The sequence below is a fragment of the Rhodoferax sp. GT1R46 genome (assembly GCF_056521285.1).
In genome coordinates, this window is the sequence record NZ_JBWMBC010000001.1 from 983,378 (window position 1) to 1,009,349 (window position 25,972).

Here is a 25,972-nt window from a genome sequence, read left to right on the forward strand (position 1 = left end):
TGCTCCTATTTAGATAGCGTATTACGCAATCCATTCCGGGGCTACAGCCTGATTGGATTCAAAAAAGTTCCGGGTAAAGGATCACCAAGTCCCTTCACAGAGTCAAGTCAGTGGCCGTTTTTTGTCAGCCGTTTGCGCGCCCAGGTCCAGGTAGTGGGCCGCATGGTCAGCTAGCGACCGAGCATGCGGGCGAGTCGCCCCGAGACTTCGTGGAAGTCGACCTGCTCTTCGCGAAGTCGCTTGCGGAACAGGGGTGCCGTGGTGATCGCGCTCGACCCCGATACCCTGCTTCGGGCGTTGATGGGAAGGGCACGCAAAGTCGGGGGCATCCCAACGTCCATCCTCGGAGTCGGTGCCGAGAGGAACGCTTCGAAGGATTGTGAAGCGCGGACTCGATCGCTTAGAAACGGCTTCTTGTCGCCGCAGAAGCGCGCAAGAATCGTTTTAAGAATCGAGCAATGATCGAGCGTGATCGCGGGAGCGGGACCCGGAGTCACCCAGGGTGAAATCACAAACGTCGGTACCCGCACGCCGTAGGGGATTTCAATGGTTCGATCGGTCGGCGTCGCCGCAGGAAATCCCTCGTGCGCACCAAGAAGCACGTCAAGCGCTTGGGGCGAAAAGTGACCGTGGCCCACCGCTGCACTGGCCCCTCCGGTAGCGACCGTGGGTTGAAGCGTTCCCGCGACGGCGACTGCGACACCCCCTTCAGCCAGATCAGGGCGTGGCGGGCTCAGAACGTCGGCGATTGGAGGGACGACATGGTCATAGAATCCGCCGTGTTCATCGTATGTAATGAGCAAAAGCGTCTTCTGCCATGCCGCTTGGTTCGAGCGCAGCGCCTGGTAGACCTTTCGGATGAATATCTGTCCGCGGTACATGTCGGCGTCAGGGTGATCGTCATCCTCGGGATGATGATGCATCGCGGGCTCTACGACCGTGAGGGCCGGAAGGGTTCCTGCGGCCGCATCGCGAGCCAGTTCGATAAACGGCCGAATGTTCACGTTGTCGGTAGCGTACCGCGCGAACATGCGGAGCATGGTGACCGATGGGTTGGATTCGTAAACACGCCAGCTTATCCCGTTGCGCGAGAGGATGTCGTAGATGGTTGGCGCGCGCGACAGCAGAAAGTTGTCGCCGTGGTTGTTGTCCAGGATGGGCGTCCCCAGGCGATCGTATTGCACGTCGCCGGTGAGCGAAAACATGCGGTTTGGAAGCGTTGGCCCAGGATGTGAGCTGAAGTACCTGTCGGAATAGGTAAAACGCTGCGCCAAAAATGCGTAGATCGGAAGATCGTTGACGGGTTTTTTCGTGTTGGGATCGACCACGGTCGGGTTGCTCTCGTAGTAACCGAGCACGTCGAACGGAACGACGCCGTCGACGCCATTGACGTTCCCACCCAGATTTTTGTCGCGAAAGCTATTCACGAAGCCATTCGGATCGTTGATGCGTCGACCGCCGGGGCCATCGATTTGTCCGGAGAGCTGCTGTTTCACGTCGTCGAGTTCGTGACCAACACTTTTCGGCAGCCGCGTGCGCAGATTCACGGCGTTCAGCGCAAATCCCGATTTGCGAAGCGGGTGGACGATGCCCACTTGATTGCTTTCGGCCAAGGCGACCGTGGGTTGGAAAATTGGAGTGGTGAGCGAAGCAGTGACCGCTGCCATGAGCTCGTTCGTAAGACCATCTTTCCCATCGTTCGTCGGCGCCTGCGCACGATACCCAAGGACGTGATCGTACGATCTGTTTTCCATCATCACGACCACGATGTGATCGATCTTCTTGAGATTGGTGGCAGCCCAGGTATCGCCCATCATTCTGGGTAGGAACGTGGGGTGACCTAGGGCCTCGTGCACAACCGTTCGTCCGATGGCGCCGCGGTAGTCGGCACGCGGCTGAAGGTCGGGTTCAAGGGGAGCGATGTGTTCAAACAGGATGTCATTGCCTTCAAATCGCGGAGGCAAGTACGTCAGGTGGGTTCCAAACAGCGTCATCATGATGCGTGGTCCCATGGAGGGATCATCGAAGAGCTTTGCGATAGCCTTCGTGAAACGGGTGTTCACGAATTCTTCGACATAGTGGTGAATCACCCCGGCGGTGATTCCGCCCAAAAGGGGACTCAGCACGAGGAGCATCGCCGTGATGGTGGCCGCGCTGAAATCAATGTCAAAGGCCGCGCCGGGCACCCACTGCACGATCCGCGGGGTGCCATCGGGGTCAATGCGCACCCCGACTTCAATCGCCAGCGATCCGTTGCTCAGCCGTGCATCCGCGACGGTGAGCCCCCTCCATTTCAGGTTCACGCCACCGGCCATCGTCAGGACGAGCCGGAAAGCAGGCGTTGTGGCTCCAAGTCCCTGGCCGGGTGCAAGCGTGGCGTCGATCGACGTCAGCCTCGCATTGCTCACGTCGAGCGACAAGCCGTAATCAAGCGGATCGACGTGGTAGAGCACCATGGGCACATTGGCCTGAATGTCTACCGACTGGCCTTCGGCGCGAAGGCGCGAGTCAAGCAAGCCGTGCATATCGATGGTCTCAGCGGCTACCACGTCGGTGATCGTTAAAACGGCCGCTGCGCCTCCGGCGCGATTCTCGCCCACGAGCTTGATGAACGGAAAGAGGTGCGGACCGAGCACCTTCTGGATGCGAGCCTGCAGCACCGCTGTACCGATGCGGCCTTCACCGAGCACCGTCGCAGTCACGCTGGGGGCGCCCAACGGGGTTGGCAATTGATCATGCGAGACCTCCAGTGTCCAGAGTCGCGGATGCCCGGCGGCGTCGCGCGATTTACCCAGTTGGGACAAAGCAATCGGGCAGCGCATGGTTCGCGACGTCGATGCGGCGACCTGAAGGCCGTCGGGGTCAAGGAGTCGCATTTTGAGGCGGCCATTGAACGCGAGGCCAAAGATGCCGGAGTTGACGACTGTCGCGACGAAATGGCCCACGCGGTTGAGATCGAACGTGAATCTCTGCACGGGAAGCACGAGTTGGGTTCGTGGGACCAGCGGTGCAGCGCTTGTCGAGGGAACGGTTTCGAGGACGCTGAGGTCGATTACACCCCGCGGGTCGGTGACCGATTCGTTGAACGCCCCGCCCGGTGTGTACGTGCGACTCTGCCCCGAAATGGAGTAGGACCAATCGCCAAGGGGCGACCCGCGCAGATCGCGGTACTTTTTGAGGTCGGCAAGCGTGACTTCGCCGCGCGTGAAGAGTTGTCCGTTTGGTTCATAGAGTCGAACGTCGAGCGGGATGGCCTCGACCATGACTTGGACGCCGTTGTGGAGCGGCTGCGGAGGCCCTGGTTGATGGGGAAATGTTGGATGGCCAGGAGAATCGATTCCACCGGGAAGTGGCGGTGGCTGAGTGTCCGGCGTATCGATGCGCATGCTGTGGCGCACCGTCGCGTTGATGTTTGGTTGCAACTTGCCTGGATAGAGAACGTGAAAACGCCCCTGCGCGGAGACTCGAAACGAAACACTCGATCCACTGGCGATCGTCTCGGGATACAGAGGTTCGGACACCAGAGTGTGCTGCAGAGTGAATGGCATGGTCTCTCCTTTGGATGGACTTACCTTTGACCCATGTTTGGCTGCTTGTGCTTCTGGGGGTGCGCTTGCCGCGCAAATGGCTGTAGCAGCGAAAGGGAAATGCTTGGTCAATTGAAAATTTTCCTGCAAATCGAGAATCAACGCAACACTCGCGCATTTTCGAGACAATTGACTGGTAGATGCCTTACACAGCCCGTTCGGGAGCTACAGCCTTATTTTTTTCAGAATATCCAGGTCAGCGAATCACGGAACCGCTTCACCGCGTCAAGCTGACAAACAGCCGCGTCAGCCGCTCCGGTAACTGTTCGATGCGGTCCACCACGGTGGCGTGCTGGCCGAAAATGTCGTGCACGTAGGCGTCGGCCTGCGGATCCAGGCTGATGCAGTGGCTGTGTATGCCTTGCTGCGCTATCTCTTGCACGGCCTGGCGTGTGTCTTGCACCAGCGCCTGGTCGTCGCTCACATCCACGTCTGACGGCCTGCCGTCGGTCAGCACCAGCAGTAGTTTTTTGTCGGCCGTTTGCGCGCCCAGGTAGTGGGCCGCATGGCGCAGGGCCGCGCCCATGCGGGTGGAGTACTGGCCTTGTAGGGTCGCAAGTCGGGCTTTGGGTGCCTCACCCCAGGCTTCGCCAAAGCCCTTGATGTGCTGGTAGCGCACGTCGTGCCGGGTGTTGGAGTGAAAGCCTGCCAGCGCAAACGGGTCGCCCAGGCGGTCAATGGCCCAGGCCAGCACGGCTACCGCTTCCGTACTCAGGGCGAGGCGGGTTTGGGTGGTGCCTGGCACCACATCATTCAGGGATTGCGACAAATCCAGCAGCACCATCACCGCAATGCTGCGGCTGTCAGGGCGGTGGCTCATCAGGATGCGCGGGTCGGGCTGGGCGCCAGCGCGCCAGTCGATGAGTGAGCGGATGGCCACGTCCAGATCGAGCTCGCTGCCTTCTTCCTGGAAGCGGATGCGCACGCGGTTTTGGGGTTTGAGCAGGTCCAGCAGCTTTTCCAGCTGGCGCGCCAGACCGGCATGCTGGGCCAGCAGGGCGTCGATGCGGTGGGCGTCCCCACTGGGGTGCAGGGCTTCATAGACGCTGACCCAATCCGGGCGGTAGCTTTGGCTAGCCGCATCCCACTCCGGGTAATGGCGCGGTGGCAGGCCGGTGAGCTCTTGGGCCTTGGGCGGGCGTGCCTGGGTGAAGCTGTCTTCTTCGTCACCGGCCTCGATAAAGGTCCACAGATGGCGGTTGTCGTCCCGGTAGCTGATAACTGTGTCTTCAAAAAACACACGCGCCTGCTGGTCGCTTTGGCGGCGGGTGCGGGCGCCGTGTTGCAAAGCCAGGGTTTGCATGGCTTGGGTGCTGGATTCGTTGCCGTTCAGCAGGGCATGGAAGGCGGCCACGCAGTTGTTCAGGTCGGGATCAACGTAGTCGTGGTTAGGGTCGAGCAGGGCGCGTGAGAGCAGGGCCAGCCGGTGGCGCAGGCAACTGGCCACTGCCGGGTCGCAAGCACCTTCGATGGGGCGCGGGTGCAGCGTCAGCAAGATTGGACGCAGGCCAGGGTAGTGGCGCAGCAACAGGTGGTCGATGCGGGCGTCTTCCAGGCATTCGGTGGTCATGCGCTGCAGGGGGCTCAGGTTGTCGGCCACCATCGACGCGCTCCAGCGGCGGTGCGCAGCGATGTGTGCCAGCGCCACGCGGTAGCAGTCCAGGCCGCTGATGGCTGGCGTGCCTGTGGACGCTTCAGAAAAATCGTCGTAGACATCGGGCAGGCAGATGGCGCCTGTGCCTTCCACCGTCGTGTCGCCAGGGCGGTGGGTGCTCCAGGGCATGGACCTGCCATTCAAGCCGATTTCATCCTGCAATCCGGTGGCGTAGGCTTGCAGGGGGACGCTGGTGTTCCATAGCGCGCGCAGGGTCAGGCTCAGCTGGTTTTCTACATCGGCCAGGAGCGTGCCGTGGCGTTCGCGTTGCAACACGGCGCGGCTGTCGGGCAGGGCGCAGGCAAAGTAGGCGCGCTGGTTGTCGGGGTGGTGCTGGTAGTGGCGCGCGCCGTAGTCGGCCCATCTGGATAAGCCCGCCACAGACAGTACGCCCAGCAGCCGGGGTGCGTGCTCCAGCAGCACGCTCAATCCGGGGCTGGCAAAGGTGGTGTGATGCCCGTGAATGGACACGCTGGTGCGGGTCATGACCTCGCGCACCACGCGCAAATAGTGGCGTAGCGGGTCCGGGCCCTGCAGGCGCCGCGCCACCGCAGCCAGCGTGTTCAGCAGGGGGGCCATGGCTGCGCTGTTGGGCGACTTTTGCATGGCAAACAGCAATGCATCCACATCGGCCAGCGTGTCTTCACCCACCGTGGTGGCCACTTGTGGCCACTCTTGCAAGAGCGCCAGTACCGGCTCGGGGCCGCGGCCCATTTTGCCCAGTGACCGGGCGCAGTTGAGGTATGCGTCCAATCCTGTAGGGCTGAGCACGCGGGCAGCCTCCAGCATGCAGTCGGCAAATACGGCCTGCACAGCGGGAAAGCTGCAATCCAGCTGGCTGCGCCAGGCGTCCAGTTGCTCGGGCGAGGGCAGCATGTTGATGTGCCCTCAGACGAACACAGCGTCGATGGTGTGGTCCAGCGTCTGGCGGATGTCGGCGTCGTCGGTGATCGGGCGTACCAGCGCCATGCGGCAGGCGTCTGCGGGCGCGACGCCTTGGCGGATCAGCAGCGCGGCATACACCAGCAGCCGGGTCGAGATGCCCTCGGTCAGGCCATGGCCCTTGAGCTGGCGGGCGGCATGGGCAATGCGTACCAACTGCTCCGCACGCGAGGTATCCAGCCCGGTCTCGGTGCTGACGATTTGTGCTTCCAGCTCGGCGCTGGGGTAGTCAAACTCAAACGCCGCAAAGCGCTGCTTGGTGGAAGGCTTGAGGTCTTTGAGCAGGCTCTGATAACCCGGGTTGTAGGAGATGACCAGCTGAAAGTCGGGGTGCGCGTGCACTGTCTCGCCCTTTTTGTCCAGCGGAAGCTGGCGGCGGTGGTCAGTGAGGGGGTGAATCACCACCGTGGTGTCTTGCCGTGCTTCGACGATTTCGTCCAGATAGCAAATGGCGCCGGTGCGGGCGGCCACCGTCAGTGGCCCGTCTTGCCACCGCGTACCACCCGCATCCAGCAAATAGCGCCCCACTAGGTCAGAGGCGGTCATGTCTTCGTTACAGGCCACCGTAATGAGCGGCCTTCCCAGCCGGTGCGCCATGTGTTCGATGAAGCGTGACTTGCCACAGCCCGTGGGCCCTTTCACCATCACGGGCAAACGGGCCGCATAGGCTGCCTCGAACAGCGCCACTTCATTGCCTTGCGGCTGGTAAAAGGGCGCAGCCATCACCGGTGTGCACCAATTTTTTCGCGCCAGCCGGGGAACAGCTTGTCGGCGTCGCCGGGGAAGGAGTCAAACGCGCGGGCAAACTCCTTGTGCTCTTTCGCGTACTCAATCGGGTCGGCGCCGGCCTTCCAGCATTCGTACGATTGGCGCAGCGATATGGCACCGGCAGCGGGGCTGTCGATGTGGCCATAGGCGCCGCCCCCGGATGTGTTGATAACGTTGCCGTGGCCCAGATTCTCGAAGAAGCCTGGCAGGCGCAGCGCATTCATGCCGCCCGAGATGATCGGAGTGGTGGGCTTCATGCCGTACCACTTCTGGAAGTAGACCGGGCCTTGTGCTTCGTCACGTTCAATCATGTAGGCGATGTTTTTGTCCGAGTTTTCGCCTTCCATCTTGCCGTAGCCCATGGTGCCGACGTGGATGCCTGAGGCTCCTTGCAGGCGGGAAATCTTGGCAAGCACAAAGGCGGTGTAACCCCGCTTGGCCGATGGCGAAGTGATCATGCCGTGGCCAGCGCGGTGGTAGTGCAGGTACTGGTTGGGGTACTGGCGGCGGGCCGTGGTGATCATGCCGGGGCCTCCTACAAAGCCATCCACCAGGAAGGCGACCTTGTCGGCATCCGGGCCAAAGGCTTCCAGGATGAAGTCGGCGCGGGCCAGCATTTCATAGTGGTCGTCGGCGGTGATGTTGGCGGAGAAAATTTTGGCCTCACCGGTTTCGTCCATGGCGCGCTTCATCGCGTCATACACCAGCGGGTACACCTTTTTGGCCGGGCAGAACACCTGGTTGCCTTGGGGTTCGTCGTTTTTGATGAAGTCGCCACCCAGCCAGAATTGGTAGGCCGCCGCTGCAAACGGCTCTGGGCGCAGGCCCAGCTTGGGCTTGATGATGGTGCCGGCAATGTAGCCACCGTCCTTCATCGGGCGACCGAGAATGCGCCACAGGTCGGTGATGTCTTTGGAAGGGCCATCAAACAACTGAATGGCGCGCTCGGGGAAGTAAATGTCGTGAATCTTGCCGTGCTCGATATCGCCCATGCCCTGGTTGTTGCCAATGATCAGCGTCAGGATAGACACCATCATCATGCGGCCGTCGGTCATGTTGCGGTCGAACAGGTCCATCGGATACGCGATGCGCATGTCTTCCGTGGCTTCGTCGATGTAGTACACCAGTGCGTCCAGGCCCTTGGTGAAATCGTCGGTGGTGGACACCTCGACGTTGGTGCCGGTAGACGACTCGGCCGCAAAGTGGGCTGCGGCTTCCAGGTAACCGTGCCCGGCCTTGGGCTTCATTTTGTAGGCGACAAGAACGTGTTTGCCATTCTTGATCAGGTCTTGTTCCTTGAGGCTCAGGTCTGCGTAACGGTTGCTTTGGTCCATGCGAAGTCTCCAGTGGTTTGAATAAGGGCACCTCTGGACTGCACGAAATCGGCAAGCCATCAGCGGTGGTGGTGCAGACTATAAAAAAATATGTTCATAAGAAAAAGTAAATTTTAATAATTTTTACATAAGGTAAAACTTATTTGGAAAAACCACGGGGAATGAGGCGTTCAAGCCCAGGAATCAATCAGCGGCCCGCCTTGCTCAATCAAAAAAGCCTTGAAAGCCTTGGCTGCCGGGGCCAGTCGCTTCTGGCGCAGGTGGGTGATGTACCAGTTGCCCACCATGGGCATGCCCACCACATCTACCAGCGCAATATGGCCGCTGGCCAACTCATGGCGAACCGTGCGCATGGACAGAAAACTGAGCCCCATACCGGCCATCACCGCCTGCTTGATGGTTTCGTTGCTGGGCATTTCCATGACCACCTTGAGTTCCACCTCGTTTTGCGCAAACAGGCGCTGCATGGCCGCCCGGGTGCCGGAGCCCTGTTCGCGCACCACAAAGCCGTATTCCCCGAGTGCACTGAATGGCAGGTGTTTGCGCCGCGAGAGTGGGTGATCGGGGGCTGACACAATCGACAGCGGATTGGTTGCAAATGGGGTGGCCTCGCAATCCAGGGTGTTGGGCGCGCGCCCCATGACCACCAGGTCGGCCTCATTGCGGGCCATCATGCCCAGAATGTTTTCACGGTTATCGATGCGCAGGGTGATATCCACACCGGGGTAGAGCTTGCCAAACTGCACCAGCAGCATGGGCACAAAGTACTTGGCGGTGCTCACCACTGCCAGGTTAATGTGGCCTTTTTTCATGCCCACATGCTCGGCCATGACAGCTTCCAGGTCCTTGAGCTGGCCCATGGCAGCTATGGCGTGGGTCAGGAAATCTTCCCCCGCCTGTGTCAACTGGATGTTGCGCCCGGCGGATTCCACCAGCGCAATTCCAAACGCATCTTCGAGTTGCCGCAGTTGCATGGAGACGGCCGGCTGGGTGACGAACAGGCGCTCTGCGGCCTTGGATACCGACCGTTCCCGCGCGACCTCGATGAAGGTATGGATTTGTTTGAGGGTGTAGTTGCGCATGGCGATATATTCATCAGATATTTCTGATGAAAATTACAATAAACATGATTGGAGTTTATGTGTATTGCCGGATAAAGTAAATCCGCGGTGACCTATATTTGTCACTCATTTGAACCCTTTAAAGGATGTCCTCCATGCTCAGCGCCCTGATTTTTGATGTCGACGGAACGCTTGCCGACACCGAAAGCGCCCACCGCGCCGCGTTTAACCACGCGTTTGCCGAGGTGGGGCGCGATTGGGTCTGGGACGAGGCCACTTACAAAAAGCTGCTGGAGATTTCGGGCGGCAAAGAGCGCATCCTGCATTACTGGAAGCAGGTTCAGCCCGACATCACCCAGGTCAATGGCTCGGGTGTGCAAGATACGGTGGACCGCATGCATGCCCTGAAGACTGCCGCCTACGAGCACGCTGTGCAGGACGGCTCCGTGCAATTGCGCCCCGGCGTGCTGCGTCTGATTGAGTCGGCGTACCAGGATGGCCTGCGTCTGGCCATTGCCACCACCACATCGCCGGTCAATATCTCGGCGCTATTGCGCGCCGCCATTGGCCCGGACTGGTCGCACTACTTCATGGTGATCGAGGATGCATCCACTGCACCCATCAAAAAGCCGCATCCCCAGGTCTATCTGCAAACCCTCAAACGCCTGCAACTGCCGGCAGCCGAATGCCTTGCTTTTGAAGATTCCGCCAACGGACTGAAAGCAGCGCTCAAGGCGGGCCTGCCGACCATCATCACACCCAATGGTTTCACCGCTGACCACTATTTCACCGGTGCCCTGCGCATCCTGCCCGATCTGCTGGGTGTCACCATGGCCCATTTGCGTGCTTGGCATGGCGAGGCTTCGGCCCGTCGTCCTGGTTCCCCTGTTTCACGTGTTGTCTGAGAGACTTTCATGACTACTTCCCACTCGCCTATCCGCATTGCCCCCTCCATCCTGTCGGCCGACTTTTCGCGTCTGGGCGAAGAGGTTCGGGCCATCGAGGCCGCCGGTGCCGACTTTGTGCACTTTGATGTGATGGACAACCACTACGTGCCCAACCTCACCATCGGCCCGCTGGTGTGCGAGGCGATTCGCCCGCACGTCAAGATAGGCATCGATGTGCATTTGATGGTGGAGCCGGTGGATGCGCTCATTCCGCTGTTTGCCAAGGCCGGTGCCAATCTCATCACCTTTCACCCCGAGGCCACGCGCCACGTGGATCGCACGCTGCAGCTGATTCGCGACCACGGATGCAAAGCCGGCATTGCCATCAACCCCGCCACGCCGCTGAGCTGGATGGTGCATGTCATGGATCGCCTGGACATCGTGCTACTGATGAGCGTGAACCCCGGTTTTGGTGGCCAGACATTCATCCCCGCCACGCTGAAGAAGCTGCGTGAAGCCCGTCGCCGTATTGATGCCCACACCGCTGCGGGTGGCCAGCCGATCCTGCTGGAAGTGGACGGTGGCGTGAAGACCGACAATATCGGCGAAATTTGCGCTGCTGGTGCTGACACCTTTGTGGCCGGTAGCGCCATATTCAACGTCCCGGATGCCGATGGCGGCTACCGCAATGTCATGCAGGCGCTGCGCCGCGCAGCCCACCCAGCCTGAACCCTATTCGAATTACCCGGAGATTTTCCCCATGTCATTGACGCTTCGTTCCAACCGTTCCACGCTCACCCAGTTCCTGATCGAGGAGCGCCGTCGCTTCCCGGGTGCCAGTGGTGACTTCAACGCCCTGATTCTGGATGTGGCGCTGGCCTGCAAGGGTATCGCCAAGGCGGTGGCTTTCGGTGAGCTGGCAGGCGTCATGGGAAACCATGCGGCGGACGCCGGTGGATCGGTCAATGTGCAGGGCGAGACACAGAAAAAGCTGGATGTGCTATCCAACGATGTGTTCATTCAGCGTACCGAATGGGCCGGCAATCTCGCAGGCATGGCCTCGGAAGAGATGGACTTGCCCTACCAGATTCCAGCGCAGTTTCCGCGTGGCAACTACCTGATCGTGTTCGACCCGCTGGATGGTTCCAGTAATATTGACGTGAACGTGTCGGTGGGCAGCATCTTCAGCATTTTGCGGGCGCCGCAAGAGGTGATTGATTCGGGCCGTGATGTGGTGGAGGCCGACTTTTTCCAGCCCGGTACCAAACAGATGGCGGCGGGCTATGCCCTGTACGGCCCCACCACCATGCTGGTGCTGACCGTGGGCGATGGCGTCAATGGCTTCACGCTGGACCCCAATTTGGGCGAGTTCATGCTGACGCATCCCAAGATGCAGATTCCGGCGGATACACAAGAATTTGCCATCAATGCGTCCAATGCGCGTTTTTGGGAAGCCCCCATCAAGCGCTATGTGGACGAATGCCTGGCAGGTAAAACCGGCGCGCGTGGCAAGGATTTCAACATGCGCTGGATTGCCTCCATGGTGGCCGAGGCACACCGCATTCTGATGCGCGGTGGTGTGTTTTTGTACCCGCGCGATACCAAGGATGCGTCCAAACCCGGCCGCCTGCGCCTGCTGTACGAGGCCAACCCGGTCGGCATGATCATGGAGCAGGCGGGTGGCCGCGCATCCACCGGCGAGATGCCCATGATGAATGTGCAACCCACGTCGTTGCACCAGCGCATCGGCTTTGTATTTGGTTCCAAGAATGAGGTGGAGCGCATTGAGCGCTACCACACCGAGCCAGTGGAAGCAAAACTGGACAACCCCTTGTTCGCCGAACGCAGCCTGTTTAGAAACTAATAACTATTGAGGACGAACCCATGTCTGAACGCCATCCCATCATTGCCATCACCGGTTCCAGCGGTGCAGGCACCACTTCGGTGACCCGCACGTTCGAGAACATCTTTCGCCGCGAAGGCGTGAACGCCGCCATCATCGAAGGCGACAGTTTTCACCGCCACGACCGCAAGACCATGAAGGTCAAGCTTGACGAAGCCGAGAAGGCCGGCAACAAGAACTTCAGCCACTTTGGCCCTGAGAACAATATGTTCCCCGAGATCGAAGCGCTGTTTCGTGATTACGCCAAAACCGGCACTGGCAAGCGCCGCAAATACCTGCACGACACGGAAGAAGCAGCGCCCTACAAGCAGGACCCCGGCACCTTTACGCCCTGGGAAGACGTACCTGCCGATACCGATTTACTGTTTTACGAAGGCCTGCACGGCGCGGTGGTCACACCCGAAGTCAACATCGCCCAGCACCCGGACTTGCTGGTGGGCGTGGTGCCCGTCATCAACCTGGAGTGGATTCAAAAACTCTGGCGCGACAAGAGCAAACGCGGCTACAGCACCGAGGCGGTGACCGACACCATCCTGCGCCGCATGCCCGACTATGTGAACTACATCTGCCCGCAGTTCATGCACACGCACGTCAACTTCCAGCGCGTGCCGATGGTGGATACCTCCAACCCCTTTATCTCCCGCGACATTCCGTCGCCTGACGAGAGCATGGTGGTGATTCGCTTTGCCAAGCCCAAGGGCATTGATTTTCAATATCTGCTCAACATGATTGATTCCAGCTTCATGAGCCGTGCCAACACCATCGTGGTGCCCGGCGGCAAGATGGAACTGGCAATGCAGCTCATCTTCACCCCCTTCGTGTGGCGAATGATGGAACGCAAAAAGAAGGCTTCCTGAGACTGAGCAGGACAAACACCATGACTACTCCTACACCTGAATTTGCCCGCCAGATGGCCAACGCCATCCGCATGCTCGCCGTGGATGCGGTTGAAAAAGCCAAGTCGGGGCACCCTGGCGCACCCATGGGCATGGCCGATATTGCCGAAGTGCTGTGGAGCCGCCATCTGCAGCACAACCCGACCAATCCGCATTGGCCGGATCGCGACCGTTTTGTGCTGAGCAACGGCCACGGCTCCATGCTGATTTATGCGCTCTTGCATCTCACCGGCTATGACTTGCCGATGTCGGAGTTAAATAACTTCCGTCAGCTGCACAGCATAACCGCCGGCCACCCGGAAGTGGGTGTGACACCCGGCGTGGAAACCACCACCGGCCCACTGGGGCAGGGCATTACCAATGCCGTGGGCATGGCGCTGGCCGAGAAGCTGCTGGCCAGCGAGTTCAACCGTGAAGAGGGTGGGGTGGAACACGCCATCGTCAACCATTTCACCTACTCCTTCATGGGTGACGGTTGTCTGATGGAAGGCATCAGCCACGAAGCCTGCTCGCTGGCCGGCACACTGCGTCTGTCCAAGCTGATTGGGCTGTATGACGACAACGGCATCTCCATCGACGGCCATGTCGAAGGCTGGTTTACCGACGACACGCCCAAGCGCTTTGAGGCCTATGGCTGGAACGTAATTGCCAATGTCGATGGCCACAACCCCGCCGCCATTGATGCGGCCATAAAGGCCGCCAAAGCGCAGGCCGTTTTGCCCGACGGCAAGCCGACCCTGATCTGCTGCAAAACCGTGATCGGCATGGGCTCGCCCAACAAGGCGGGCACGCACGACGTGCATGGTGCAGCCCTTGGCGCGGCTGAAGTAGCGGCGACCCGCGAGGCCCTGGGCTGGACGGCTGCGCCGTTCGAGATTCCGGCAGATATTGCCAACGCCTGGAACGCGGTGGAGCGCGGTCAGGCCGCTGAGCGGGCCTGGCGTACGCGGTTTGAAGCCTATCGCGCCCTGTACCCGCTGGAGGCGGCCGAGTTTGAGCGCCGGATGGCGGGCGAGCTGCTGCCCGCATTTGCCGACAAGCTGCCCGAACTGCTGGCCGCCATTGCCGCGCAGCCCACAGCGTTTGCCACCCGTAAATCCAGCCAGAACGCACTCGATGTGCTGGCCCCCCTGCTACCCGAATTTTTTGGTGGCAGTGCGGATTTGACAGGCTCCAACCTGACCAACTTCAAGGGCTGCGTCAAGGCCGGCCGCGACAAATGGGGCAACCACCTGAGCTACGGCGTGCGTGAATTCGGCATGGCTGCGATGATGAACGGCATGGCGCTGCACGGCGGCTACATCCCTTACGGCGGCACCTTCCTCACCTTCAGCGACTACAGCCGCAATGCCATTCGCATGGCGGCACTCATGAAGATTCGCGTCATTCATGTGTTTACCCACGACAGCATTGGCCTGGGAGAAGACGGCCCCACACACCAGAGCGTGGAGCATATTCCGTCCTTGCGCATCATCCCCGGTCTGGACGTCTGGCGCCCGGCTGATGGACTGGAAACGGCTGTGGCCTGGGCCAGCGCGGTGGAGCGCCATGACGGCCCCAGTGCGCTGTGCCTGTCGCGCCAGAATCTGCCACGCCTTACCGAGGTGAGCATGGTGGACGCCATTCGTCGCGGTGGCTATGTGCTGTCCGATATGGAAGGCGCGCAAGCGGTGATCGTGTCCACCGGTTCCGAGCTGGAACTGGCTATGCAGGCACAGGCCACATTGGCCGCTGAGGGGGTTGCTACTCGCGTGGTGTCCATGCCCTGCACCAATGTTTTTGATCGCCAGAGTGAGGCGTATCAGGAATCGGTGTTGCCGCTGAGCTTGCCCGCGGTGGCCATTGAGGCTGCGCACCCCGACTTCTGGCGCAAATACGTGGGCCGCACCGGTGTGGTGGTGGGTATGCCCACGTTTGGCGAATCGGCCCCCGCCAAAGACTTGTATGCCTACTTTGGCATCACCGCGCAGCGCGTGGTGGACGCGGCGCGCACCCTGGCGCACCGCGCGGCGCATCGGCGCGAGGTGCCTTTGTCCGACCACATTGTTCGCTCAATCAACTGAGGGGTGTGCATGCAAGCGACTTTTGATTTGGTCATGTTTGACCTGGACGGCACGTTGATCGAGACAGCGCCTGAAATCATGGATGCGGTGAACGACACCCTGCGCCACTTTGACCTGCCCGAGGTCACGCAGCAGCAGGTGAATGACTGGATCGGTCACGGCACCCGCGAGCTGCTGATTCAGGCCTTGGCCTTTACCGGTAAAGCAGACGTGGCCTCTGTGCGTGCAAGCGACAGCCTTGCCGCGATTGCGGCCGAGTTTGACAAGCACTACCAAAGCCGTTGTGGCACGCGCAGCCACCTGTACCCGCAGGTGCGTGAAACACTGGTGGCGCTGCGCGAGCGGGGCGTCAGAACGGCAGTGGTCACCAATAAGGAGGGCCGCTACACGGCAACCGTGCTGGATGCCCACCAGTTAATGCCCCTGCTGGACTGCGTCATCAGTGGCGATACCTTGCCCACCAAAAAACCCAACCCGGCAGGCATCCACAGCTGCATGGCGCAGTTTGGTGTGACGGCAAGTCGCGCGCTGTTTGTGGGTGACTCGTCGATTGACGTGGCCACTGCACGCAATGCGGGCGTCGCGGTGTGGGCGCTGCCCTACGGCTACAACATGGGCCAGCCCATTGAAGCGTGCGGGCCAGACCGGGTCATTGCCGATTGCTCTGCGCTATTGAATTAATAGCTGCCTGCGCAATAGCGACGGGGGCTACAGGCCATTTTTATCTAAAGAAATTACCATGACTATCAAAATCGGCATCAACGGCTTCGGCCGCATCGGACGCAACGTCTTGCGCTCCGCCCTGCAAAACTTCAGCGACATCGAAGTCGTGGCCATCAACGACCTGCTGGAGCCCCATTACCTGGCCTACATGCTGCAATACGACAGCGTGCACGGCCGCTTCAAGGGCGAGGTCTCGGTCGATGGCAACACCCTCATCGTCAATGGCAAGAAAATCCGTTTGACGCAAGAGCGTGACCCTGCCAACCTGAAATGGAACGAAGTCGGTGCCGACATCGTGATTGAGGCCACCGGCATCTTCCTTGACAAGGCGGGTGGTGAAAAGCATTTGACTGCGGGCGCCAAGAAGGTCATCTTCTCGGCCCCCTCCAAAGACGACACTCCCATGTTTGTCTATGGGGTGAACCATGCCACCTACAAAGGCGAAGCCATCATCAGCAACGCCAGCTGCACCACCAACTGCCTGGCACCCTTGGCCAAGGTCATCAACGACAAGTTTGGTATCAAGCGCGGCCTGATGACCACCGTGCACGCCGCTACTGCTACGCAGAAGACGGTGGACGGCCCGTCCAACAAAGACTGGCGCGGCGGCCGCGGCATTCTGGAAAACATCATCCCCTCCAGCACGGGCGCGGCCAAGGCCGTGGGCGTGGTCATTCCCGAACTGAACAAAAAGCTCACCGGCATGTCTTTCCGCGTGCCCACCAGCGACGTGTCGGTGGTTGACCTGACCGTGGAGCTGAACACCTCGGCCACCCTGGCTGAAATTTGCGCCGAGATCAAGGCGCAGTCCGAAGGCGCCATGAAGGGCGTGCTGGGTTACACCGAAGACAAAGTGGTCGCCACCGACTTCCGCGGTGACACCCGTACCTCCATCTTTGATGCCGATGCATCGATTGCACTGGACGGCACGTTTGTGAAGCTGATCAGCTGGTACGACAACGAGTGGGGTTACTCGAACAAGTGCCTGGAGATGGTGCGCGTGGTGGCTGGAGGCTCCAAATGAAAGTCTTGCGCTTTGCCGATGTGGTGAAAAGCGGGTTCGCCTTGAACAAGCGCGTATTCATTCGCGCAGATCTGAACGTGCCGCTGGATTTCAGCGCCGGCGGGGAAGGGTGCATCACCGAGGACACGCGCATCCGCGCATCCGTGCCCTGCATCCAGATGGCGCTGGACGCCGGTGCAGCAGTGATGGTCACCAGCCACCTGGGCCGTCCTACCGAGGGTGCGTTCAAACCGGAAGATTCGCTGGCACCCGTGGCCAAACGTCTGGGTGAGTTGCTGGGCCGTGAGGTGCCGGTGATTGCCGATTGGGTCGATGGAGTCACCGTGGCTCCAGGCCAAATCGTCATGTTGGAAAACTGCCGCGTCAACGTAGGCGAAAAGAAGAACAGCGAGACCCTGGCCCGCAAGCTCGCCGCCCTGTGCGACATATTTGTGCACGACGCCTTTGGTACCGCCCACCGGGCCGAAGGCACGACCTACGGCATCGCCCAATATGCGCCGATTGCCTGCGCCGGGCCACTCTTGTCGGCGGAGATTGATGCCATCCACACCGCGCTGGCCAACCCCAAGCGGCCGCTGGTGGCCATTGTGGGCGGCTCCAAGGTCAGCTCCAAGCTCACCATTTTGCAAAGCCTGGCCCGCAATGTGGACCAGTTGATCGTGGGTGGCGGCATTGCCAACACCTTCATGCTGGCAGCGGGGTTAAACATTGGCAAAAGCCTGGCTGAGCCCGATTTGCTGGACCAGGCCAAAGCCGTCATTGCGGCCATGAAAGCCCGAGGTGCCGAGGTGCCAATCCCGACCGATGTAGTGACCGCCAAAACCTTCAGCTCCGACGCCGTTGCCACGATCAAGCGCGCCGCCGACGTAGAAGACGATGACCTGATTCTGGACATCGGCCCCGAGACCGCCGCGCGCCTGGCCGAACAACTCAAGCACGCCGGCACCATCGTCTGGAACGGCCCGGTGGGTGTGTTCGAATTTGCGGCGTTCGAGAACGGCACTAAAACGATTGCCAAAGCGATTGCCCAATCCAGCGGCTTCAGCATCGCCGGGGGCGGGGACACGCTGGCTGCCATCGCCAAATACGGCATTGCAGACCAGGTGGGCTACATCTCCACCGGGGGCGGTGCCTTTCTGGAGGTGCTGGAGGGTAAGACGCTGCCGGCCTTCGAGATTTTGCAGAAGCGCGCGGAGGCGAGCGGCCTGTGACGCGACATCACTTCGTTATTCTTTTGCTATCGATTCTGTAGCTGCCTGCGCAGATTCTGCGAGGGCTACAAGCCTATTTTGTTTATAACTTCTGGAGATTTTCATGGCTTTTGTTTCCCTTCGCCAAATGCTGGACCACGCTGCCGAACACGGCTACGGCGTGCCCGCTTTCAATGTCAATAACCTGGAGCAGATCCAGGCCATTATGGAAGCCGCCCAGGCCACCGACAGCCCGGTGATTTTGCAAGCCTCGGCAGGCGCCCGCAAATACGCGGGTGAAGCCTACTTGCGCCACATGATGATGGCGGCGGTAGAGAGCCATCCGGACGTTCCCGTGGTGGTGCACCAGGACCACGGCACCACGCCGGCGGTGTGCATTCAGTCCATTCGCTCGGGCTTTACCAGTGTGATGATGGATGGCTCGTTGATGGGCGATGGCAAGACGCCGGCCAGCTACGAATACAACGTCGATGTGACACGTCGTGTGGGCGAAATGGCGCACGCCGTGGGCGTGTCGGTGGAAGGCGAACTGGGTTGCCTGGGCAGTCTGGAAACCGGCGAAGCGGGTGAAGAAGACGGCGTGGGTGCCGAAGGAAAACTCACCCACGACATGATGCTGACCGACCCCGTGCAGGCCAAAGACTTTGTGGAAGAGACCGGTGTGGACGCGCTGGCCATCGCCATTGGCACCAGCCACGGCGCCTACAAGTTCACCCGCAAGCCCACGGGCGATATTCTGGCCATGGACCGCATCGTGGCTATTCACGCCCAGATCCCCAATACCCATCTGGTGATGCATGGATCGAGCAGCGTGCCACAGGAGTGGCTTGCCATCATTCGCCAGTTTGGTGGCGACATCAAGGAGACCTATGGCGTGCCGGTGGAAGAAATCCAGCGGGGCATCAAGAGCGGTGTGCGCAAGATCAATATCGACACCGACATCCGCCTGGCCATGACCGGTGCCATGCGCCAGGTCTTTGCCCAGCAGCCCAGCGAGTTTGACCCCCGCAAGGCGCTGGTAGCGGCCAAAAATGCGGCGCGTGGCATCGTCAAGGCGCGCTTCGAGGCGTTTGGCTGTGCCGGCATGGCCAGTCGCATCAAGCCGGTGAGCCTGGATGTCATGGCCACTCGCTACAAATGAGCATTGGGCGGTTGGTTTTAATTATTAATGAGGAGACAAAATGAAATTCGTAAAAATTTTGGTGGGCACTGCGGTGCTGGTGTCTGCGCCGGCTTTTGCCAGCCTGGATCTGGCCAAAAAGAACAACTGTATGGCTTGCCACGGTGTGGACAAGAAGATCGTTGGGCCTGCCTATCTCGAGGTTGCCAAGAAGTATGCCGGGCAGAAAGATGCCGAAGCGACCCTGATCAAGAATATCAAAGCCGGTGGCGCTGGCAAGTGGGGGCCTATTCCCATGCCCGCTCAGGCGGCTTTGAGTGATGCCGATACCAAAACGCTGGCTGACTGGATCATGGCGGGCGCCAAGTAAGCGATCCGTTGGTTGTCAAGTCCGGGAACCCGCTCGTTAGCGGGTTTTTTTACGCAAATTTTTCCATCAGGCGGGCAGAGCGCTCCACCTCCTGGATGGCTTGTGCATCGGTTTCCGATTCGTTGACCGCTTCGATCAGTGAGCAGGTCATCATCCGGTAGAAAGCTTTGTCCATCGCTTTGCGTGCGGCGGACATCTGGGTGGCCACGTCTTCACAAGAGCGATCTTTCTCGATCATGTCCACGATTCCGCGCACCTGTCCTTCAATGCGGCGCAGGCGATTAACCATATCTTTTTGATGCTCCTGGCGATAGTCCTGCGTCAAAGCCGTGGACTTTGGCTTCGCTACTGCGGTGATCTTCTTGGTCATGGTGTTTTGCAAATAAATGTAGTGGCAAGTTGAGTGTGCCAGATAGTCAACTGGAAGTGAATTCCAGTGGTAACATTTTAAAAAAATACCATACCCCGATGGGTATAGGGTATCTACCAATTACTTTCTTTTGCTATTTGCAAGATGATTCATCAGCTTCAGAAAATGACCATTTATGTGGTCTCGCTGACTTCCCTCAACCCGAAATATGGAGTACTCATGAATTTGTTGTCACCCTCTCTTCGCGCCCTGGTTTTGCTGGGCGCAGTCTTTTTGACTGGCTGCGGCACGATCGGCACACTTGGCAAGCTCGAAGATGGCGCGGGCGCTGAAGCCAGTCGCATGTGGGACCGCTGGGTAGAGGCCGATGGCGACATTGCAGTTGCAACAACCTGGGAGCGAAAAGTCAAAGCCGGCGTGACAGGCGATGACATCGAGCAAATTTTGCGCAGCGTCGCAACTGAGCGCAACATGAAGGAAGTGGGCATCCTGCCGTTGTCCAAAGAGCTGGAAGCCCGTACCGGCGTGAAGCAAAAGCTGCTCACGGTGTATTCGTTCTGCACCCCATCTACCGCCCGTGAGATGGTGGACTTCAGCCCGGCCATGTCAGCCTACCTGCCTTGCCGTGTCTCCGTGGTTGAAAAGGCAGACGGCCTGTGGCTCTACACCCTGAACATGGACATGATGGTCAAGATGGGTCGCAAGTTGCCTTCGCCGTTGAAAGAGCACGCATGGGCTGTGCGCAGCACGCTGTATGAAATGATGGAACGCGCCTCCAAGGGTGAGTTTTAAGCTGGTAGTTCACGTTAAATAATACTAAACCGGAGACAGGCATTGACCTCATCACGCACAACAACAACCCGGCTTCGGCCGCTGGCGGTGGCTTTGATTCTTGGTGGTTGCATCACCTCGGCGTTTGCTACGAACGGCATGAATATGGAAGGCTACGGTCCGATCTCGACAGGTATGGGTGGTGCATCGCAAAGCTTTGACAACGGTACAGCGGCGATGGCACAAAATCCGGCAACCTTGGGCCTGATGACGGAAGGTGCTCGGCTGGATGTGGCTGTAGGACTGCTTGGCCCCAAGATCTCGGCTTCCATGACTGGTATGCCTACCGCGGATTCTGGTGGTACCTCTTATGTCATGCCTGCTCTGGGCTATGCGCGCCGCAGTGGTTCACTCACGTACGGTTTTGGTATGTTTGCGCAAGGTGGCATGGGAACTGAGTACGGCGCAAATACCTTTATGGCTGGTGGTTCGGGTGCCGATGTGCGTTCAGAGCTGGGCGTCGGAAAAATCATCATTCCTATCGCCTACCAGGCCAGTCCCGAATTGACGTTGGGGGCTACGTTTGATTTCATGTGGGCTGGTATGGACCTGTTGATGGCTGCGTCGGGTGCGCAGCTGGGTGGCATGGTGACTGCCAGCGGCGGCAATCTTGCGGCGGCACTTCCTGCGTTGGGTGGTGCGCCTTGGGCGCGTATCAACTTCTCCGACGGGGACAAAAACACCGGTGCCGCAAAGGGAACCGGCTACAGTGCCAAGTTGGGTGCGGTCTACAAGGTCAGCAAAGACGTGAATGTGGGCGGCTCTTACCAGTTCAAATCCAAACTGGATGACATGAAAACTGCAGTGGGTTCTGCGAGCATTACTGCAGCCGGTGGGTTTAACGACGTCGGAACCATCACACTTATCGATTTTCAGTGGCCGTCCGTTTTGGCGGTTGGTGGAAGCTGGCAAGCGACGCCTGCACTATTGGTTGCAGCAGATTTGAAGTCAATCGGTTGGGCTGACACGATGAAAAGCTTCCGGATGCGCTATGACAGCGCCGGAATGGGAGGTAGCGTCAGTTTTGCATTACCACAAAACTGGAAAGATCAGACTGTATTGAGCGTTGGGGTTGCATGGCGCGCCAATGATGCGCTGACTCTTCGTGCGGGTGTCAATCTTGCAGACAACCCTATTCCGGAAGACTTGGTGAATCCTCTCTTCCCAGCCACCATTAAAAGTCATATAACTGCTGGTTTCGGATACCAGGTAACACAGGCTGGGGCTGTCAATTTTTCGTTAGCGATGGCGCCAAAAACTACGGTGACCAACGCCAATGGTGTGACGACGACGCATGAGCAGACCAACCTGCAGCTGATGTATTCGCATCGTTTTTAATTTGACAGAGGTCGCTCCAGGGCAGCACGTTATGTATAAATTTCTTTGCTTACTTACGTTTTTTTGCGGAAGCGTGCACGCCCAGATCCCGTCCATTTTCCAGGGTGCCGACCTGAAACTGGGCGAGAAGCTGATTGTTGACAACAAATGTGCGGCTTGTCATCAGCAAAAATTTGGCGGCGACGGTTCGGCCATCTACCGGCCGGCTGGGCGGGTCAACACGCCAGGCATATTGCGGGGCATGGTGGAGCAATGCAACACCGAGATGAATCTGGGGTTGTTTCCTGAAGAGGTTACAGCGGTGAGTGCAGTGTTGAACCGCGATCACTATCGGTTCAAGTGACGTGATGTCATTTATGGCCAGGCGTAATCAATTTGTCAGTTTCTTTTGTCAATAATATATCAGTGCATTCGAATATATTGTTTAAACGTTGAGTCGTTGGAAGCCCAACAAGTGAAGGAGAACATGTGAAGCAAGAAGTTATGGGTTCAGGCCGTATCATCAAGGCACCTGAGAATTTTTTGAGCCGCGAAGGCATCAAGACGGTATTTGCCGAGGCGAAAAGTGGGCGTCGCGATTTTCTGCGCAACGCCTTTGCTGCAGCCGCAGCAGGTGTAGCCGCTCCCATCGCGATGGCGCAGGGCAACCCGGTTCCCACGGAGGGTGGTGACCCGAACATTTTGAATCTGCCGGAGCACGCGACCAGTTTGGGGCAGGGCGTTTCTTCCGAAGGAAGTTACGGCAAACCATCCAAGTTTGAAGCCAATGTGCAGCGTCGCCAGAGCCCTGGCTTGACACAGACAACGCAGGCGTCCGTCTCGTTTGCGCCCTTGCAGTCGCTGTTTGGAATCGTTACACCCAGTGGCTTGCATTTTGAACGCCACCATCAGGGCTGGTGGGACATTGATCCGTCCAAGCACCGCTTCATGATCAACGGCATGGTGAAGACGCCCAAGGTGTTCACCATGGACGAGATCATGCGTTTGCCTTCCATTTCGCGCTTCCACTTTATTGAGTGCGGCGCCAACACGGCGGCTGAATGGGGTAATGTGGCTGTGCCAACCGCCCAGTACACGCACGGAATGGTTTCCTGCAGTGAGTTCACGGGCGTGCCGCTGATCACCTTGCTTGAACTGGCGGGTGCCGACCTCACCAACGGCAAGTTTGTGCTGGCGGAGGGCGGCGATGGCTCGTCCATGACACGCACTATCCCGATGAGCTTGATCAAGTCGGGCGAAGTCTTCGTGGCGTATGGCCAGAACGGCGAGATGTTGCGTCCCGAAAACGGCTATCCGCTTCGCCTGATCGTACCGGGGGTGCAAGGCGTGAGTTGGGTCAAGTACCTGCGCCGCATTGAAGTGGGTGACAAGCCTTATGCGACCAAGGACGAGGCCGTGCACTACATCGATCTGCAGCCCAGCGGTTTGCAGCGGCAGTACACCAACATTCAGGAATGCAAGAGCGTGGTGACTACGCCGTCCGGTGGCCAAGTCCTGCTTGACAAGGGTTTCTACAACATCACGGGTCTGGCGTGGTCTGGCCGGGGCAAAGTCAAGAAGGTGGATGTGTCGGTGGATGGCGGCCGCAACTGGCGCCAGGCCCGCTTGGAAACACCCGTGCTTTCCAAGGCACTTACCCGCTTCAATATTGACTGGATTTGGGATGGCAAGCCAGCCATTGTCCAGAGCCGTGCTTCTGACGAAACTGGCTATGTGCAGCCCACTTACAAGCAACTGCGTGCTGTGCGCGGCACGCGCTCGATCTATCACAACAACGCCATTCAATCATGGCTGATACAGGAAAATGGCGAGGTGAAAAATGTTCAGCTTTCGTAATGCAGCAGTCGCAGCAGCGGTGATGGTCGTGGCCGGCTGTGCGCTAGCGCAGACCGGCGCGCAATATCCTGGCGTTGGCCGAGCGGCGACACCCAAAGAAGTGGCTGCATGGGATATCGACGTGCGTCCAGACTTCAAGGGCTTGCCCGCAGGGTCGGGTTCCGTCTCCAAGGGGCAGGACGTTTGGGAGACCAAGTGCTCTCACTGCCACGGTGTATTCGGTGACTCTGGCGAGGTTTTCAGCCCGCTGGTTGGCGGCACCACCGCTGAGGACGTTAAGACCGGTCATGTGGCCAAGCTCAAGGACTCGACAGCCGGTCGTACCACGTTCATGAAGGTAGCTACGCTCTCCACCATCTGGGATTACATCAACCGCGCCATGCCGTGGACGCAACCCAAGTCGCTGACGACGGAAGAAGTCTATGCGGTGACGGCCTTCTTGTTGAATCTCAGTGGTGTTGTGCCCGACAACTTCACGTTGTCTGACAAAAACATTGCCGAGGTGCAAGCCCGCATGCCCAACCGCAATGGCATGACAACCGAGCACGCCATGTGGCCAGGCAACGAGTTCAAGGGTACCCAAGCGCCAGATGTCAAGAACATCGCCTGCATGAAGGATTGTGCGATTGAACCGACCGTTGCTTCCTTTCTGCCAGACTTTGCGCGCAACGCACATGGCAATCTGGCTGAGCAGAACCGTCCGATTGGCGCGCAGCACGGTGTTGATACGACCAAACCTGAAGGCAAGGTTCCAACTCCTGGTGCGGCAGTAACCGCCGTGGTGGTGGCACAAGCAGCCGCACCGGTGAAGGTGGCCGAGGCTCCTAAAGTCAGCACGCCAGCACCAGCGGGCGGCGCAGATTCCAAAGCGGCGCTGGCATTGCTGCAGAAAAACAATTGTGTTGCTTGCCACGGGGTTGACAAGAAGATCGTGGGCCCCAGTTTTGCTGACATCGCCAAGAAACATGCCGGTAAAGCGGACTATCTTGCGGCCAAGATCAAGTCAGGCGGCTCAGGCGTATGGGGTCCCATTCCGATGCCATCCCAATCGCTGCCTGATGCGGATGCCAAAGCTATTGCGGCCTGGCTCGCTGCAGGTGCTGCCAGGTAGGCATCAGGGAAATCACCGTCACGACTTTTTTATTACTTGACTATCATTTGTTTAACCAGGAGAAACTACATGCAATCACGCAGACAAGCGCTCAAGAAAACCGCCGTTGTGGCTGGCCTTTTGGCCACCACGGGCCTGTTCCCCCAGTTCGCCCTCGCCGCCTTCAGCAAGGACGCTTTTGAAGCCAAATCCGTTGCCGACGCACTCAAGGCACTGGGCGCTGGCGCCCCGACCGAAAGCAAGGACGTTTCAATCACCGCCCCTGACATTGCCGAGAATGGCTCTGTGGTGCCAGTCGCCGTTGCGACTACGTTGACGGGTGTGAAAAGCATGCTCATCATGGTTGAAAAGAACCCCGCAACCTTGACGGCCATGTTCCATATGACTGACAGCGTCGACGCCGCATTTTCTGCACGCGTCAAGATGGGCCAGTCTTCGGATGTGTACGCCGTTGCTGTCATGAACGATGGCAAGGTTTTGTTTGCCAAGAAGGAAGTCAAAGTCACCCTCGGCGGTTGCGGCGGTTGATTGCGCAGTAACCAACCAAATTTTTATTTTTGATTTAGGAGCTAAAAATGGCAGATCCAATGCGCATTCGCGCCCAGGCAGCTGGTGACAAAACAACCGTTCGCGTTCTGATGGCGCATGAGATGGAGGGCGGCCAGCGCAAAGACGCAGCCGGCAAGATCGTCCCAGCCTGGTACATCCAGGAAGTCACAGCAACCCATAACGGCAAGACCGTTTTAACCGCCGAATGGGGACCGGCTGTTTCCAAAAATCCTTTCCTGCAATTCGTGGTTAAAGGTGCCAAGGCTGGTGACAAAATCGGCGTGAATTGGAAAGACAACCGGGGTGACACCCGCAGTGACGAAGCGACGGTGTCCTGATTTGGTTTGATGTTTTGCCCAGGGGAAGTTTTACTTCCCCTGTCTACCTTGTAAAA

Annotated in this window: 23 protein-coding genes; 17 read left to right on the plus strand and 6 right to left on the minus strand. The window is 59.0% G+C overall.

Going from position 1 to position 25,972, the window contains the following annotated elements; genetic code table 11:
* Positions 1 to 170: 170 nt before the first annotated feature.
* From AC097W_RS04620 to AC097W_RS04640, 5 genes are all read right to left on the minus strand, one after another.
* Positions 171 to 3,548, minus strand: coding sequence for an alkaline phosphatase family protein (locus AC097W_RS04620; protein ID WP_479601124.1), 3,378 nt, complete (start codon positions 3,546 to 3,548; stop codon positions 171 to 173).
* A 256-nt stretch (positions 3,549 to 3,804) separates the two neighbouring features.
* Entirely contained in the window at positions 3,805 to 6,117 is a 2,313-nt protein-coding gene (locus AC097W_RS04625) for a nitric oxide reductase activation protein NorD (RefSeq protein WP_479601125.1), read from the minus strand.
* A gap of 12 nt (positions 6,118 to 6,129) precedes the next feature.
* Positions 6,130 to 6,906, minus strand: coding sequence for an AAA family ATPase (locus tag AC097W_RS04630; protein ID WP_479601126.1), 777 nt, complete (start codon positions 6,904 to 6,906; stop codon positions 6,130 to 6,132).
* Complete coding sequence (locus AC097W_RS04635; RefSeq protein WP_479601127.1) at positions 6,906 to 8,285, minus strand: ribulose-bisphosphate carboxylase; 1,380 nt, start codon at positions 8,283 to 8,285, stop codon at positions 6,906 to 6,908. Before AC097W_RS04635 ends, AC097W_RS04630 begins: the two co-directional genes overlap by 1 nt.
* A 170-nt stretch (positions 8,286 to 8,455) precedes the next feature.
* Positions 8,456 to 9,367 carry a LysR family transcriptional regulator gene (locus AC097W_RS04640; protein ID WP_479601128.1) on the minus strand — a complete coding sequence of 304 codons (912 nt, stop codon included), beginning with the start codon at positions 9,365 to 9,367 and terminating at the stop codon, positions 8,456 to 8,458.
* A gap of 134 nt (positions 9,368 to 9,501) precedes the next feature.
* Here AC097W_RS04640 and AC097W_RS04645 point away from each other — a divergent pair, with 134 nt between their 5' ends.
* From AC097W_RS04645 to AC097W_RS04690, 10 genes are all read left to right on the plus strand, one after another.
* Positions 9,502 to 10,251, plus strand: a complete 750-nt coding sequence (locus AC097W_RS04645) for an HAD-IA family hydrolase (RefSeq protein WP_479601305.1) — start codon at positions 9,502 to 9,504, stop codon at positions 10,249 to 10,251.
* Positions 10,252 to 10,260: 9 nt separating this feature from the next.
* The gene (gene rpe, locus AC097W_RS04650) at positions 10,261 to 10,962 is read left to right on the plus strand and encodes a ribulose-phosphate 3-epimerase (protein ID WP_479601129.1); all 702 of its coding nucleotides are present in this window, start codon (positions 10,261 to 10,263) and stop codon (positions 10,960 to 10,962) included.
* Between the two features lie 31 nt (positions 10,963 to 10,993).
* Positions 10,994 to 12,097 carry a class 1 fructose-bisphosphatase gene (locus AC097W_RS04655; RefSeq protein ID WP_479601130.1) on the plus strand — a complete coding sequence of 368 codons (1,104 nt, stop codon included), beginning with the start codon at positions 10,994 to 10,996 and terminating at the stop codon, positions 12,095 to 12,097.
* Between the two features lie 20 nt (positions 12,098 to 12,117).
* A complete protein-coding gene (locus AC097W_RS04660) occupies positions 12,118 to 12,993 on the plus strand; it encodes a phosphoribulokinase (RefSeq protein WP_479601131.1) in 876 nt (291 codons plus the stop codon).
* 20 nt (positions 12,994 to 13,013) lie between these two features.
* Positions 13,014 to 15,095, plus strand: a complete 2,082-nt coding sequence (tkt, locus tag AC097W_RS04665) for a transketolase (RefSeq protein ID WP_479601132.1) — start codon at positions 13,014 to 13,016, stop codon at positions 15,093 to 15,095.
* A gap of 9 nt (positions 15,096 to 15,104) precedes the next feature.
* Entirely contained in the window at positions 15,105 to 15,776 is a 672-nt protein-coding gene (locus AC097W_RS04670) for an HAD-IA family hydrolase (protein ID WP_479601133.1), read from the plus strand.
* A gap of 58 nt (positions 15,777 to 15,834) precedes the next feature.
* On the plus strand, positions 15,835 to 16,842 hold the full coding sequence (gene gap / locus AC097W_RS04675) for a type I glyceraldehyde-3-phosphate dehydrogenase (protein ID WP_479601134.1): 1,008 nt from the start codon (positions 15,835 to 15,837) through the stop codon (positions 16,840 to 16,842).
* Positions 16,839 to 18,053 (plus strand): phosphoglycerate kinase, encoded by a 1,215-nt coding sequence (locus AC097W_RS04680; RefSeq protein ID WP_479601135.1) that lies wholly within the window; start codon positions 16,839 to 16,841, stop codon positions 18,051 to 18,053. Before gap ends, AC097W_RS04680 begins: the two co-directional genes overlap by 4 nt.
* 103 nt (positions 18,054 to 18,156) lie before the next feature.
* On the plus strand, positions 18,157 to 19,194 hold the full coding sequence (gene fba, locus AC097W_RS04685) for a class II fructose-bisphosphate aldolase (protein WP_479601136.1): 1,038 nt from the start codon (positions 18,157 to 18,159) through the stop codon (positions 19,192 to 19,194).
* 40 nt (positions 19,195 to 19,234) lie between these two features.
* Positions 19,235 to 19,543 (plus strand): c-type cytochrome, encoded by a 309-nt coding sequence (locus AC097W_RS04690; protein ID WP_479601137.1) that lies wholly within the window; start codon positions 19,235 to 19,237, stop codon positions 19,541 to 19,543.
* 49 nt (positions 19,544 to 19,592) lie between these two features.
* Here AC097W_RS04690 and AC097W_RS04695 read toward each other — a convergent pair whose 3' ends face one another.
* Positions 19,593 to 19,913 carry a metal-sensitive transcriptional regulator gene (locus AC097W_RS04695; protein WP_479601138.1) on the minus strand — a complete coding sequence of 107 codons (321 nt, stop codon included), beginning with the start codon at positions 19,911 to 19,913 and terminating at the stop codon, positions 19,593 to 19,595.
* 219 nt (positions 19,914 to 20,132) lie between these two features.
* Between AC097W_RS04695 and AC097W_RS04700 the strand changes: the two genes are divergently transcribed.
* The 7 genes from AC097W_RS04700 (at position 20,133) to soxZ (ending at position 25,916) form a co-directional block, all read left to right on the plus strand.
* A complete protein-coding gene (locus AC097W_RS04700) occupies positions 20,133 to 20,705 on the plus strand; it encodes a DUF302 domain-containing protein (protein ID WP_479601139.1) in 573 nt (190 codons plus the stop codon).
* Between the two features lie 42 nt (positions 20,706 to 20,747).
* Positions 20,748 to 22,082, plus strand: coding sequence for an OmpP1/FadL family transporter (locus AC097W_RS04705; protein WP_479601140.1), 1,335 nt, complete (start codon positions 20,748 to 20,750; stop codon positions 22,080 to 22,082).
* A gap of 73 nt (positions 22,083 to 22,155) precedes the next feature.
* Complete coding sequence (locus AC097W_RS04710) at positions 22,156 to 22,425, plus strand: hypothetical protein (protein WP_479601141.1); 270 nt, start codon at positions 22,156 to 22,158, stop codon at positions 22,423 to 22,425.
* Between the two features lie 140 nt (positions 22,426 to 22,565).
* A complete protein-coding gene (soxC, locus tag AC097W_RS04715; protein WP_479601306.1) occupies positions 22,566 to 23,918 on the plus strand; it encodes a sulfite dehydrogenase in 1,353 nt (450 codons plus the stop codon).
* The gene (locus tag AC097W_RS04720) at positions 23,902 to 25,029 is read left to right on the plus strand and encodes a c-type cytochrome (RefSeq protein WP_479601142.1); all 1,128 of its coding nucleotides are present in this window, start codon (positions 23,902 to 23,904) and stop codon (positions 25,027 to 25,029) included. Before soxC ends, AC097W_RS04720 begins: the two co-directional genes overlap by 17 nt.
* A gap of 69 nt (positions 25,030 to 25,098) precedes the next feature.
* Complete coding sequence (gene soxY, locus AC097W_RS04725) at positions 25,099 to 25,557, plus strand: thiosulfate oxidation carrier protein SoxY (protein WP_479601143.1); 459 nt, start codon at positions 25,099 to 25,101, stop codon at positions 25,555 to 25,557.
* Positions 25,558 to 25,604: 47 nt separating this feature from the next.
* Entirely contained in the window at positions 25,605 to 25,916 is a 312-nt protein-coding gene (soxZ, locus tag AC097W_RS04730; RefSeq protein ID WP_479601144.1) for a thiosulfate oxidation carrier complex protein SoxZ, read from the plus strand.
* The last annotated feature ends 56 nt before the right edge of the window (positions 25,917 to 25,972 follow it).